The organism is Coleofasciculus sp. B1-GNL1-01 (assembly GCF_040220235.1).
Lineage (GTDB): Bacteria > Cyanobacteriota > Cyanobacteriia > Cyanobacteriales > Coleofasciculaceae > Coleofasciculus.
The window spans coordinates 17951-31766 of sequence record NZ_JAVJTO010000021.1; the positions used below are offsets into that span (position 1 = coordinate 17951).

The following is a 13816-nucleotide window of genomic DNA, read 5'->3' on the forward strand; positions in this document are numbered from 1 at the left end:
TCTATCATAAAAGTAGGTGAATTGTACACTTCCCTGACAAATTTATTGTGTTCTTATTGGAGACAGTCACAGGACGATTGTCGAGTGACCATTGGGCATTATTGCTAGTCTTCTGTAAGATGGATGAGTTGTAAGGGTTAACCGCACTCGATTCAGAGGGGCAAGGTTGTCATGACGATCGCACCAGAGAAACTACTGACCAAAGACATCATCAAACCAGCCCGCTACCTGGGAAATGAGTTAGGTGCTGTTCATAAACCCTGGGACACCGCTAAGGTGCGCTGGGTATTAACCTACCCAGAAGTCTATGAAGTGGGTGCATCTAATTTAGGACATATTATTCTCTACAACATCCTAAACACTCAACCTCGACAACTTTGCGATCGCGCTTACTTACCTGCGCCGGATTTAGCCGCGAAATTGCGGGACACTCAGACACCTTTGTTTACAGTCGAAAATCGGCGATCGCTCACCGAGTTTGATATCCTGGGATTCAGCCTTAGCTACGAACTTGGGGCGACAAATATTCTGGAAATGCTCTCCTTAGCCCAGATTCCCCTCACTTGGCAAGAACGGGCAAATCACCCGATTACAGAAATTCCCCTCATTTTTGCTGGCGGACAAACCGCGACATCCAACCCAGAACCCTACGCCGACTTTTTAGACGTTGTGGCGCTGGGGGATGGGGAAGAATTACTCCCGGAAATTGGTTTAGTTATCGAAGAAGGCAAAGCCGCCGGATTAACTCGCACTGCATTACTCTTAGACTTGGCGCAGATTCCGGGGGTTTATGTGCCACAATTCTACGACATGGCAGAGGATGGTTCAGTTCATCCCAATCGCCCGGATGTACCAGCGCGGATTCTGCGGCGGGTAGCGACGCCAATCCCGGAGTATTCTATTGGACTCGTCCCCTATATCGAAACCGTTCATGATCGGCTAACCATTGAAGTTCGACGCGGTTGTACCAGGGGTTGTCGTTTTTGTCAACCGGGAATGTTAACCCGTCCCGCCAGAGATGTGGAACCGGAGAAAGTCGTGGATGCGATCGCCAAAGGGATGGGGGCGACGGGATATAATGAGTTTTCCCTGCTTTCTCTTTCCTGTTCCGATTACCTATCCCTACCCGCCGTGGGATTGGAAGTAAAGAATCGTCTCAAAAATGAGAACATTTCCCTGTCTCTTCCCAGCCAACGGGTGGATCGGTTTGATGAAAATATTGCCAATATTATCGGCGGTACGCGCAAAAGCGGGTTAACCTTTGCCCCAGAAGCCGGAACCCAGCGGATGCGGGATATTGTGAATAAGGGACTCACCAACGAAGAATTGCTGCGGGGTGTGAAGACGGCGTTTGAGCAAGGGTGGGATAAAGTTAAACTCTACTTTATGATTGGCTTACCCGGTGAAACCGATGCGGATGTGATCGGGATTGCTGAAACGGTAAGGTGGTTGCAGCAAGAATGTCGGGCATCGGGGCGGAAACGGTTTGGCTTTAATATCACAATTTCTAATTTTACCCCCAAGCCGCATACACCATTTCAGTGGCATTCGGTGTCTACGTCTGAGTTTATCCGTAAACAGGAATTATTACGCGAGGCATTCCGCCGGATTAAGGGTGTGAAAGTCAACTACACCGATGTGCGAATTTCGGCAATGGAAGACTTTGTCGGGCGAGGTGACAGACGCTTAGGGGCGGTGGTGCGTCGCGCCTGGGAATTGGGTGCGGGAATGGATGCATGGTGGGAAAGTCTGGATAAAGCATTTGCGGCTTGGGAAGGTGCGATCGCAGAATCAGATCTTACCTGGAAATATCGCCAAGTCGAGAACGGTGAATGGAATGTGTTTCATGATTCAACCCTCAACGATCCACAATCCCCAATCCCCAATCAAAATTCCCTGAATGCCCCCTTACCCTGGGATCATTTGGATACCGGGATTGATAAAAACTGGCTGATTGAAGACTTACAACGCGCCCTAGATGCAGCGACTGTACCCGATTGCGCCTTTGAGGGCTGTTCTCACTGTGGGATCTGTGGCACGGATTTCGGTCATAATATTGTCTTTGAACCGCCGCAAATTCCCGAATTTACAGGTCATTTTAAGCCCAATCAACACAAAGCGCAGCGGTTGCGGGTGTGGTACGGTAAGGTAGGCGAAATGACATTAGTCAGTCATTTGGATTTAGTCCGGTTATTTGACCGTGCCGTGAGACGGGCATCGTTACCGATTACCTTTACTGGGGGATATCATCCTGGACCCCGGATTATGATCGCGAATGCCTTATCATTAGGGATGTCGAGTAGTGGCGAGATTGCTGACTTTGAGTTAACCGAATCGATGGATGTGGCGGAGTTTCAGCAACGGCTAGCGGATCAGCTTCCGCCAGATATTCCGGTGTATCAGGTTGAAGAAGCAGATTTAAAGGTGCCAGCGACAACCCGACTCTTAGAGAAAGCGGAGTATCGGCTTGAAGTGGTAAGCGAAGCGGGATCAGCGTCGTGGGAACAGTGGCAAGATTGGGTTGATCAGGTAAATCAGGCTGAGGCGATTTGGCTAGAGAAGCGAACCAAGTCGGGGAAGAAGAAGTCTGTGAATTTGCGCGATCGCTTATTTGAGTTAGAACTGATAGAGGTGAAAACAGACGCCCCGTCTCAACCTGCTGTGCTACGGTATGTTGGCAGTTGTCGGAATGACGGCACGCTACTGCGACCTGAAGATATCATCTATATGGTAGAGCAGGTGGGGCCACAGGACTTTCAGTTATTGCACAGTCATCGACAACAGCTCATTTTAGGTGAAGCGATTTAACCTAGGATCAATAGCACTGACTTAAAGCCCCGACACCCGCCCGGAGTTCAAACTCCGGGCTAAAAGCTCAAGTCCACTAAAGTGGACTAAAACTTTTAATCCGAATGGTACTATAGCGCTACGCGCTAGGCAATGGGCAATAGGCAATGGGCAATAGTGAAGAAAAACACTGACTCATCAAGGGATTGAGCGATTTAATTTTTTCTTCTTTTGTCCTAACCTGTGTGCGTAGTGCTATAACTTAAAGCTGATAGATAGTACCTAACCTAGGGTATAGCAAGAGTTCCGGCGATTCCAAAAGGCTTAAGTCAGTGCCATTATTCTTGGTCTAGTCAGCTTTAGCTGACTTTCGCTTGGGTTCCTTGGGTTTAAACCCAAGGCTAACTACTTGATCAGAGGGCAAATGACTGTACCTCACGAACTTGCAATACGCTGTAACTCATTCTCAGGATAGACGAGAAACTAACTTCGGCTGGATAGCCTATAGGCGTTGAGTATTTCAAACAAACTGATGAAAACGCCTAAATCCTACGATACCAGACCTGCCGACTTAGAAACACCTGGAGATGTTGATCAGCCGGATACATCGGGTGAAGAACCCAACCCTGCTGCTACCAATACCGCTAATAATCAGACTGATGCCGACATTTTAAGAGAACAGGCTATCTCTGATGCACAAGCAAGAGATGATTTGCAAGCGAAGCAGGAGAACCGTTAACTTTAATTGTGTCCACCCACTTAATATTCCAGGCAGTGCTTGGCTATTTTTCTGAGAAAATGATACTTAATTTATCATTTTCTCCCTTGGATTTCATGCCATTCAAGATGAAAATTGATCTAGAACAATATACAGACAATTTCCAATCTGGATGACTATGATACTTGCCACAGAACAACAGCTTGCCGCCAAAGTTCGGGCTGACTTCCCGATTTTGCACGATAAAATTAACGGTAAACCTTTAGTTTACCTAGATAATGCCTCAACTTCCCAAAAACCTTCACAAGTTCTTAAGACTTGGCAGAACTACTATGAGCATACTAACGCCAATGCTCACCGAGGCATTCATACCCTGAGTTCCCAAGCCACCGAAGCCTACGAAAACGCACGGCAGAAAATTGCCACATTTGTTAATGCCACATCTGCTCAAGAAATTATCTATACCCGCAACGCCACAGAAGGAATTAATTTAGTCGCCTCCACTTGGGGAGGGAAAAACTTACAGCCTGGAGATGAAATCATTCTCTCGGTGATGGAACACCACAGCAATCTGATCCCGTGGCAACAAATCGCCCAACGCACAGGTGCTGTGTTAAGATTTGTCGAATTGACCGACACTCAAGAATTTAACCTAGACCAGTTTAAAACTCTACTCTCCAATCGCACGAAACTGGTATCCATTGTTCATATTTCCAACACCTTGGGATGTATTAACCCAATCCAAGACATTACCGCACTGGCGCATCACTATGGCGCGAAAGTATTAATTGATGCTTGTCAAAGTACACCCCACCTAAAACTTGATGTACAAGCGATTGATTGCGATTGGTTAGCGGCGTCTGGACACAAAATGTGCGCTCCCACCGGGATTGGTTTCCTGTATGGGAAATTAGATGTACTCAGAGAAATGCCGCCGTTTTTGGGGGGCGGGAAGATGATAGCTGAGGTTTTTTTGGATCATGCCACCTATGCCGATATTCCCTACCGTTTTGAAGCCGGAACTCCCGCCACGGGGGAAGCGATCGCGCTGGGTGCCGCCGTGGATTACCTCACCGCTATTGGTATGGACAAAATCCAGGCGTATGAACATGAATTGACTGCCTATTTGTTTGAGCAGTTAAACACGATTCCCAGTCTAAAAATTTATGGTCCTAAACCCAAAGAAGACGGGAGTGGTAGAGCCGCGTTAGCCTCATTTACCTGCGGCACGATCAACCCGTATCAATTAGCGCAAGTGTTGGATCAGGCGGGAATTGCGATTCGGGCAGGTCAATATTGTACCCAACCCTTGCACCGGATTTTAGGAGTTCCTTGCACGGCTCGCGTGAGTCCCTATTTCTACAACACCCGTGAGGAAATTGATACATTTATCAGTGCTTTAAAAGAGGCGATTCCCTTTGTGATAGCATTGCAATGTCAGGCAAGATAAAGAATAAATTATCGGGTTATCGCCATTTGTCCCAATTGCAGCCGTTCTGAATAATTGAGGATTGCTGCACAAGTCCAAAATCCTTAGCGCCATTAAATAAAGGGCGGGTTTTGTTGTTCAGTTATCGTTAAGCCACCCAATTGAGTTCCTAAACCCGCCCCTACAATGGATTAATTTTTTTGACATTTTGGTTTAAAAGGGTTGAAACTGTTGCCTGTTTCCTGTTGCATCTCCCCACCACAAGACTTATTCAACAGACCCTAAATATTGGGAAAATATAATAATTTTAACCTAACGCCCTGAAGCGTCAGGTATTACACGTATAGCAATAAGCTATTCGGCATTGACAGGTTTATGTCAATAATGGTGAAATTTATTGTAGTGCGAGCATCTTGCTCGCTACTAATCTATGAACAAAGAGCGTACATCTTTAAACAAAGAGCGCACGTCGGTGCGCCCCTACGTTATAAATCATCGCTCCATCGGTGTCCAATCCCCCGATGGAGCGATGATTTTTATGGGGGGATAATGTAGAGGCGCATAGACGTTATGCGTTTCAACTTAAGCTGAAAAGTTCGACTGGTAAACATTTCACCCTCATCCCCTAACCCCTTCTCTCATCAAGGGAGAAGGGGAACCATCATATAAATAGGTTTCAAATATCAATCTATTGTAGGGGCGGGTTTAGGGACTCCATTGGGCTAGTTAACCATAACTGAACAACAAAACCCGCCCTGTATTTAATGGCTTTAAGCAAAGATAGGCTCGCATCCCTTACGACAAACTACAAACTTTAAAAAATTCCCCACCTGAACATCGGTGGGTTACGGCGGACAGCTCACTAAATGGTTCCTGTCTCAGTTGAAGTCCCGCCTAACCCACCCTACGTTTTTTGGAGCAAATTGTTTCCCTTTACTCTTTTTTTTTGAGAGAAAAGGGTGTTTTTTTGCTTGTTTTGTTATACTATTGTCACAAATACACAAAAGACCAAAATATGATGAGACATCTACCGCCTCAATTCGATACTTGCAATACCACCGAAACCATTGACACGCAAGGGTTAGAGGATGTTGGCGTTACTCAACTCCTCTCCTACCTCAAGCACTACAGCGATGTTGACTTTGATGCATCCCAAATGCATCTAACCGATGCTGAAGTCAAAATCCTCGCCAAGCTGTTTATTCAGCAGTTGACTCAAAGCCTCAACGGTAAACTCATCGCTGGCGAATTAAATACCCTGCGTCATGGTGAGGAGATGGAGGAGATGAGGGAGATGACTCCACACTCAGTCGGGGCGGGTTTAGTCACATCTGGGGAAACAAGAAACGATAGTAGTGAAACCCGCCCCTACACAACACTCAACACTTTTCCTACCCCCCGCTACAAAGAAGGCGATCGCGTTCAATGGAAAACCCCAAATCCTGATTGGGGCGTGATTCTGGGACGCTTCTATGAATATAATCATGATCGTGATCAGTGGACGGTTTGCTACCTGATTCAACTCGCCCCCGATTCGCCCAGTGCAGCTTGGATTACCACAGATATGGCTTGGGAAGAAGATTTAGAAAAAATACCTGATACCGTTGCACCCAGCGAAGAGAATGGCTATTCATACCGTTATCCCACCCATTCTCGCCGTGCGATAGCGCCTCCATCTCTGCATAGTCCCAGAGGACGCTACAATACCCACTATCCCCACCAGCCTCGCCCAATTACTCAACGTGAACAATACATCATTGACCTTTACTGTTACTGTGAATTAGGGATGACACCCAGGGACTTTTATGCTAAGTGGGATGTCACCTATGAACAAATTTCTCATATTTGCGATCGCTCCCTGGGAACCGTACAATGTTGGTTTAACCTAGGTCAAGGACATCGCCCTCCTAAACCCGCTGATTTGCGCCATTTGGCAATTATGGATTTTTTGTTAGAGTATTTTGAAGAGATTCCGAAAAAACTTAGAACTATCCTTTGTTCTCCATAATCGGTGGGTATTTGTAGGGGCGCACGCTCCGTGCATTGGTGTCAACTTAAGCGGAAAACCCAAGCAATACCTTGACTCTACCCCACCCTAACCCTCCCCAAATCGACGGGGAGGGAACATTTCCCCCCAAAGCACCGGGGAGATTAAGGGGGGTTAAGATTAAGGCGACGAAATTCTTTCGTCTTACAGGGAAAAGTTTTCACCTTAAGTTGACACGGATGACTGACGTGCGCCCTAACAGCAACCAATAACCGGGCTTAAACCTTTACCATTTTATGCGACGTCAACCTCTGCAAAAGTTTTTAACTCAACCTAGATCAACAGGGTTAACGGTTCACGTTGTATTTTGGTTCAGTTTAAGCTTAACCATCACCGCGATTTACAGTGGGTTAGCCCTGAGAGAAGCATTTAGTCATGCCTATATCGTTCAAGATGATGCCCGACAGCATGTCTTTTGGATGCAACGGTTCATTGATAGCGAATTATTTCCCCATGACTTAATCGCCGATTATTTCCAATCCGTTGCTCCTGTCGGATATACTACCATATACCGCATCGCCGCCGCTTTTGGCATTCATCCCTTTCTCTTCAACAAACTCCTACCACCCATTCTCGGCGCGATCGCGACAGGCTACTGTTTTGGCATATCCCTCCAACTCTTACCCGTACCTGCGGCTGGCTTCATCACCACAGTACTACTCAATCAAAGTCTTTGGCTGAAAGACGATCTAATCTCAGCTACACCCAGAGCCTTTGTTTACCCCCTATTTCTCGCCTTCTTATACTACTTACTACGCCAATCTCTACTGCCTTGCCTAACCACAATAATCCTACTCGCCCTATTCTATCCCCAATACTTATTAATTTGTGCCGCCCTATTCATCCTACAACTCTTTACCACAAAAAAATCACTTCTACGAACCTCTGCGTCCCTCTGCGCTTACCTTTGCGCCCCTCTGCGTTTCCCAAAAAAATTCCAACTCCCCCCCCATTCCCTATCAATAATAGGTCTAATCCTCACAATAATCGCCATTTCCGGCTACGCCCTCATCCCCGGAAAATTCGATCCAGTCATTACCGCCACTCAAGCCAAACAATTACCAGAATTTTGGGGAACCGGACGCAGTTATTTTTTCAGTAATAATCCCTGGTATTTCTTGTTCCTGGGTCCCCGCAGTGGTGTATTAGACGTAGGCTTCGTTAGACCCGCAACTTTAGCCTTAGGCATACTATTACCCATTCTCATCCGATATCCCAACTCATTCCCCCTAGTTAAATCGATTTCCCCTCAGATAAAAGTATTAACTCAAATCTTTTGTGCCTCTATCTTAATGTTCATCGTTGCCCATCTGTTCCTATTTAACCTGCATCTTCCCAGTCGTTATACCGAACATAGCTTTCGCATTCTTTTATCCGTATCAGCCGGGATGGTTTTAACAATTGTTATTGATGCTATTTTGAGAATAGATTGCCATCCGGCAAAACTCAAAACTATCATCCTGTCTCTGGGCAGATTTAGTGACAGCAGGGCGAAAAGAAATGATAATAGAGAAACTCGCCCCTACTCAAAACTCAGAATTTACCACTACCTAACCCTTAGCTTTATCACCGCAGCGTTACTTTTCTATCCCTACTTAGTTGAACCCTTTCCCTTAACCAAATACAAAGACGGTCATTTTCCTGCTTTGTATCAATTCTTCCAACAGCAACCCAAAGATAGTTTAATTGCTTCAGTATCAGAAGAGGCAGATAACCTACCCACCTTTGCCCAACGCTCTATTTTAGTGGGGCGGGAATATGCGATTCCTTATCATTGGGGGTATTATCGCCAATTTCGCCAACGCACAATTGACTTAATTCAAGCCCAGTACAGTCCCAATTTAGAGGAAGTGAAACAGTTTATTCAACGCTATGGAGTAGACTTTTGGTTATTAGACCAAACTGCCTTCACGCCAGAGTATCTAGCCAATCATGATTGGCTGCGAGATTATCAACCTGTCACTTTAGAGGCGCAAGAGAGACTAACTCAGGGAATCACTCCAGCATTAGCTGGGGTAGTGGAGGATTGTTCGGTGTTTCAGATGGAGAGATTTGTAGTGTTACAAACGGCTTGTATAAGTCAATTCTAGGGGCGGGTTTAGCCACTCAAACAAGCTGGTTACCAACAACTTTGCGTTTCATGAACCTTTAGTGAGGCAATATACAGGGTTGGCTGTGGGTTGATTCAAAGTCCATTGGGGAGTAGTTTAGAACAATAGACCTTTTTACCCCCCCGGAACTGAAAAAACACAAGTGAAAACTTACAATCAACTATGACTAAACTTTACAACAGAACCTCTGAGAAGAAAAAACGACAAGTATTACGCCAGAATATGACTTCTGCAGAAAAACTTCTGTGGTCGCATCGAAAAGGCAAGCAGATAGAAGGGTGTAAGTTTAGGCGACAGTACAGTGTTGCTCAGTTTATCATTGATTTTTACAGTCCAGAAATACAATTAGCAATCGAAGTAGATGGAGATAGTCATTTTCAAACAGGAGTGCCAGAATACGACAAAGAAAGACAACAGTTTATCGAGTCAACTAGAATTACTTTTCTGCGATTTATTAATGATGATGTACAGATCAACCTATCAAGTGTGTGTGAAGTTATTAGACATAGAATTATAGGATTGAGGCAAGAAAAGAGTGTATTAGCCCCCCTTAGCAAGGGGGGGTTGGGGGGGTTAAATGCATCACGGCTTTTTCTATGATTTGAGCAACTACGGCAGTTATAAACGCTTAATCGATGATGAATTAACAAGAGTGGCATCCGGCTTTTTACCCCTCCCGTCCTCCCCTGGAAGGGAAGGTGCTGTAGGCGGCGGAGTGGCAAAAGTGAGCAGGAGTGATCGGCGCGTATAATAAAGGACTTTTTAATCCTCGTCGAACGGCTTCAGCTAATCCGGCTGATTTTCTGACTTGACCAATTTGATAAATTGACATTAAAACTAATAACTCATAGCGTTCTGATTCAGTCAATCCAGTATTTTTACCTTTAGTTTCGCGATCGCAACTCGATATTTGGGGAGTAGTTAAGGTTCAACATCTCAGCCAGGATACTGATCAGCAAGTGATGGACTTCCGACCAAAATTCGGGATTCTCTAGATAGGGATTCATCCCTGGAAACGGCGAAGGCATCATTTGGGTAGTTCTATGATAATGATCGCCTCCTTGGCTCAGCGCCCGATTTCAACGTCTTCAAGGATACCCAGTGCGTCAGGGACAAGAACAGCCACGGAATAGTAGGCGCTGATTAGATAAGACATAATTGCCTTTTCGTTGATACCCATAAACCGGACGGATAGGCTGGGTTGATATTCATCAGGGATACCTGTTTGGTGTAAGCCAACCACCCCTTCATTCTCCTCACCGGTGCGGAGTGCGAGGATGAAGCTCGTATTGGCTTTCGTAATCGGAATTTTGTTGCAGGGAAAGATGGGAACGCCACGCCAACCGAAGATCATCTGCCCGTTTACCTCAACAGTCTGGGGATAAATGCCACGGTGGTTACATTCCCGACCAAAGGCAGCAATGGTGCGGGGGTGAGCCAGGAAGAACTTCGACTTCTTCCGCCGAGAGAGGAGTTCATCCAGGTCATTTGGGGTGGGTGGACCGGTGCGGGTGAAAATACGCTCCTTGAGGGCTGCGTTGTGCAGCAATCCAAATTCGCGGTTATTAATTAATTCGTATTCCTGCCGTTCCCGCAACGCCTCAATCGTCAGCCGTAACTGTTGCTCAACCTGATTTATGGGTTCATTGTACAGATCAGCCACGCGGGTGTTGATCCGCAAAATGGTTTGAGCCACACTCAACTCATACTCGCGCGGTTTTAATTCGTAATCCACAAACGTCCCTGGCAATTCGGTTTCCACCGGATGTCCTGCTGATATAGCGATCGCGGCTTGACCGTGTTTGTCTTGGGGCTGTCTCAACCTGGCTCTAAATTGATCGACCTGAGCCTGGAGCGCCTCGGACTGGTTGAGTAACTGCCGAAATGCCTGAATCGGCAGGGATAATACTGTACAACTTGTTACCGCCCGTAGAGTGACATTCCAACTCTCCTGGGACTCAACCATTTCTTGACCCCCAACATGGTCACCGTCGGCGAGTACATCTCGTAAAGCGTCTTCCTCATATTTTCCCGGTGTCATCTTGTTGACTTTACCGTGAGCAATGAGTAACACGCGATCGGCGGGTTGACCCGCCTGGACAATCACGTCACCTGCGGCAAACTCTTGTTGCACAAATCGGTCTGCTAAGGCATTTAACACCTCAACATCGTCAAACCCGCGCAGCAAGGGTAGCTCACATAGGGATTGGGGAATCACCCGCACGTCGGTGCCCGTGTTGGTAAAGCTGACTCGTCCATCCCCGACGGTATAGCGTAACCGACGGTTCACCCGATAAGCACCCCCCTTGATCTGCACCCAAGGCAACATCTTCAACAGCCACCGTGGGGTGATCCCTTGCATCTGCGGCACGGTTTTGGTCGTGGTTGCCAAATTCCGGGCGGCGGCTGTGTTCAAACTCATCTGCGGCTGTTCACTCTCAACCGGCAAATTGGCGGCATCTGTCATAAAAACTCCTTCGTTGTGGGAAACCCCGTGTATGCGAGACCGGGGATGAACACGCGATAGCGGTTTTAACCGCATACCCCTTTCGGGGGTGGAGGGGTATGGTTGCCCCTCCGATGAGGTAGGGTTGCCTCAGTCTCCTTTCGGGTAAAGTTAGCTTCGCCAATGTTATCGGTCGGTAACTATCCAAAAAGCACTGTTTCAGTGACCTTAAAACTGTTTAACTTTTCGGTTCTAGAGCAGTAAACTAGCTACGCATTTACTGGTAGGTCTTAAACACTTGCCGATAACGTAGTCAGTTAAGACTTAGGCTGGTAAGCACAGCTTTAACTTATTTGGCTTTTGCTCCGTGTCTTTAGACCGGGGTTGCTTACAATTTAATACTCCATACTGCTCGTAACTCACAAAAAGATATACCGTAGGGTGGGCACTGCCCACCATGGGTGTCAACTTAAGCCACAACCCTTGCCCCTTCTAATTTTTAGCGACGGGGTTCCTGCTCCCTCGGCTGATAGCGATCGCCACCGGAAAAGGGCGGGTTGAATGTAGGGGCGGGTTTTACTACTATCATTGGCGGGTTGCACCCAGATATGAATAAACCCGCCCCGACAAAGTTGTTGCCATAAGTTATCTGTAAAACCCGCCCCGACTTGCCCCTTAATTAGCTCTCGGTAGACAGCGTTCTCACCTTCTTCCTAACGACCGACTTCGACATCTTCAAGGATGCCCAGGGCGTCGGGGACGAGGACGGCGGTGGAGTAGTAGGCACTGACGAGGTAGGAGATGATCGCCTTTTCGTTGATGCCCATAAACCGGACAGACAGACTGGGTTGGTATTCGTCGGGGATACCGGTTTTGTGGAGACCGATGACACCTTGGTTCGCTTCTCCCACACGCATCAACATGAAGGAGCTAGTCCGGGTGTTGGAGATGGGAATCTTGTTGCTGGGAAAGATGGGGATACCGCGCCAAGCTGGTACAGAGCTGTTGCCCATGGGAACAGGGTGTGGATAGAGTCCCATACGGTTGCACTCCCGACCAAAGGCGGCGATCGCGCGAGGGTGGGCGAGGAAGAAGCTCGGCTCTTTCCAGACAATGGAGATTAATTCATCCAGGTCATCTGGGGTGGGTGGACCGCTACGGGTAAAGATGCGCTGCTTCAGGTCTGCATTGTGCAGCAACCCAAAGTCGCGGTTATTAATCAGTTCATGTTCCTGCTGTTCCCGCAATGTCTCAATCGTCAGCCGCAATTGCTGCTCAGTCTGATTCATCGGTTCGTTGTACAAGTCAGACACTCGCGAGTTGACCCGCAACACCGTTTGAGCCAAGCTCAACTCATACTCACGGGGAGCGACTTCATAATCTACGAAGGTTCCAGGCAATGGGGTTTCACTCTGATGTCCTGCAGATAAATCGATTAAGGCTTCCCCTTCGGCGCTCTGGGGTTTGCTCAGGCTAGCGCGGTATTGATCGACCTGTGTCTGCAATGATTCGGACTGACTAACTAACTGCCGAAACGCCTCTTCTGGTAGTGACAAAACAATGCAGCGAGTCACTGCTTGTAGGGTAACGTCCCAAGTATCTTCCGACTGCACGACGGCTTGGTCACCAAAATGATCGCCGTCAGCCAGCACCCCTAAGACGACTTCATCATCATATTTTCCAGGTCCAATTACGTTCACTTTACCATGGGCAATCAGGATGACCTGGTTAGCGGATTGACCCGCCTGAATGATCACATCACCGGCGGCAAATTCTTGCTGCACAAATCGGTCAGCTAAGGCAGAGAGTATCTCTTCATCCGCAAACCCCCGCAACAATGGCAGTTCACACAGTTCTTGGGGAATCACGCGGATATCAGCCCCAACGTTGGTGAAGGTGACGCGCCCATCGCCAACGGTATAGGTAAACCGACGGTTCACCCGATAGGCACCACCGACGACTTGTATCCAGGGCAGCATTTTTAACAACCACCGTGACGAAATGCCCTGCATCTGGGGCTTGGTTTTGGTGGTGGTTGCCAAATTCCGGGCGGCGGCTGTGTTTAAGCTCAACTGCGGTTGATCATTTTGATTGTCTAGGGGCGTATTGGCTGCATCTGTCATGATGATTTTCCTTTGGTTAATGTTAGTTAATGTTTGGTGAACTTTTGGTCAATTATGGTTATTACCTCTAGTTGTCTTTGCTTGCGGCTGGGTGCTTTTAGCTTGACTAGATTTCCTCACCTGTATGGAATTTGAATTGTGCTGTTGGGGGATTA

10 protein-coding genes are annotated in these 13816 nt (G+C 47.2%); 6 read left to right on the forward strand and 4 right to left on the reverse strand.

Translation table 11 applies throughout. The annotated features are described in order from the left end of the window. Nucleotides 1–171 precede the first annotated feature (171 nt). From RID53_RS04860 to RID53_RS04885, 6 genes are all read left to right on the forward strand, one after another. Complete coding sequence (locus RID53_RS04860; protein ID WP_446387046.1) at nt 172–2808, forward strand: TIGR03960 family B12-binding radical SAM protein; 2637 nt, start codon at nt 172–174, stop codon at nt 2806–2808. Nucleotides 2809–3319: 511 nt separating this feature from the next. Continuing rightward, nucleotides 3320–3526: a hypothetical protein gene (locus RID53_RS04865; protein WP_446387047.1), complete on the forward strand. Its 207-nt coding sequence runs from the start codon at nt 3320–3322 to the stop codon at nt 3524–3526. Nucleotides 3527–3683: 157 nt separating this feature from the next. Further along, nucleotides 3684–4955, forward strand: coding sequence for a SufS family cysteine desulfurase (locus RID53_RS04870; protein WP_446387081.1), 1272 nt, complete (start codon nt 3684–3686; stop codon nt 4953–4955). Between the two features lie 997 nt (nt 4956–5952). Then, nucleotides 5953–6942, forward strand: coding sequence for a hypothetical protein (locus RID53_RS04875; protein WP_446387048.1), 990 nt, complete (start codon nt 5953–5955; stop codon nt 6940–6942). A gap of 275 nt (nt 6943–7217) precedes the next feature. Next, entirely contained in the window at nt 7218–9071 is a 1854-nt protein-coding gene (locus tag RID53_RS04880; RefSeq protein WP_446387049.1) for a hypothetical protein, read from the forward strand. A 183-nt stretch (nt 9072–9254) separates the two neighbouring features. Then, entirely contained in the window at nt 9255–9692 is a 438-nt protein-coding gene (locus tag RID53_RS04885) for an endonuclease domain-containing protein (RefSeq protein ID WP_446387050.1), read from the forward strand. A 67-nt stretch (nt 9693–9759) separates the two neighbouring features. On the opposite strand, the gene RID53_RS04890 is transcribed toward RID53_RS04885, so the two are convergent. The 4 genes from RID53_RS04890 to RID53_RS04905 form a co-directional block, all read right to left on the reverse strand. Further along, nucleotides 9760–9960: a hypothetical protein gene (locus RID53_RS04890; protein ID WP_446387051.1), complete on the reverse strand. Its 201-nt coding sequence runs from the start codon at nt 9958–9960 to the stop codon at nt 9760–9762. A gap of 16 nt (nt 9961–9976) precedes the next feature. Next, the gene (locus tag RID53_RS04895) at nt 9977–10123 is read right to left on the reverse strand and encodes a DUF4058 family protein (RefSeq protein ID WP_446387052.1); all 147 of its coding nucleotides are present in this window, start codon (nt 10121–10123) and stop codon (nt 9977–9979) included. Between the two features lie 35 nt (nt 10124–10158). After that, nucleotides 10159–11559 (reverse strand): family 2B encapsulin nanocompartment shell protein, encoded by a 1401-nt coding sequence (locus RID53_RS04900; RefSeq protein WP_446387053.1) that lies wholly within the window; start codon nt 11557–11559, stop codon nt 10159–10161. Nucleotides 11560–12251: 692 nt separating this feature from the next. After that, a complete protein-coding gene (locus tag RID53_RS04905; protein ID WP_446387054.1) occupies nt 12252–13661 on the reverse strand; it encodes a family 2B encapsulin nanocompartment shell protein in 1410 nt (469 codons plus the stop codon). Between the last annotated feature and the right edge of the window lie 155 nt (nt 13662–13816).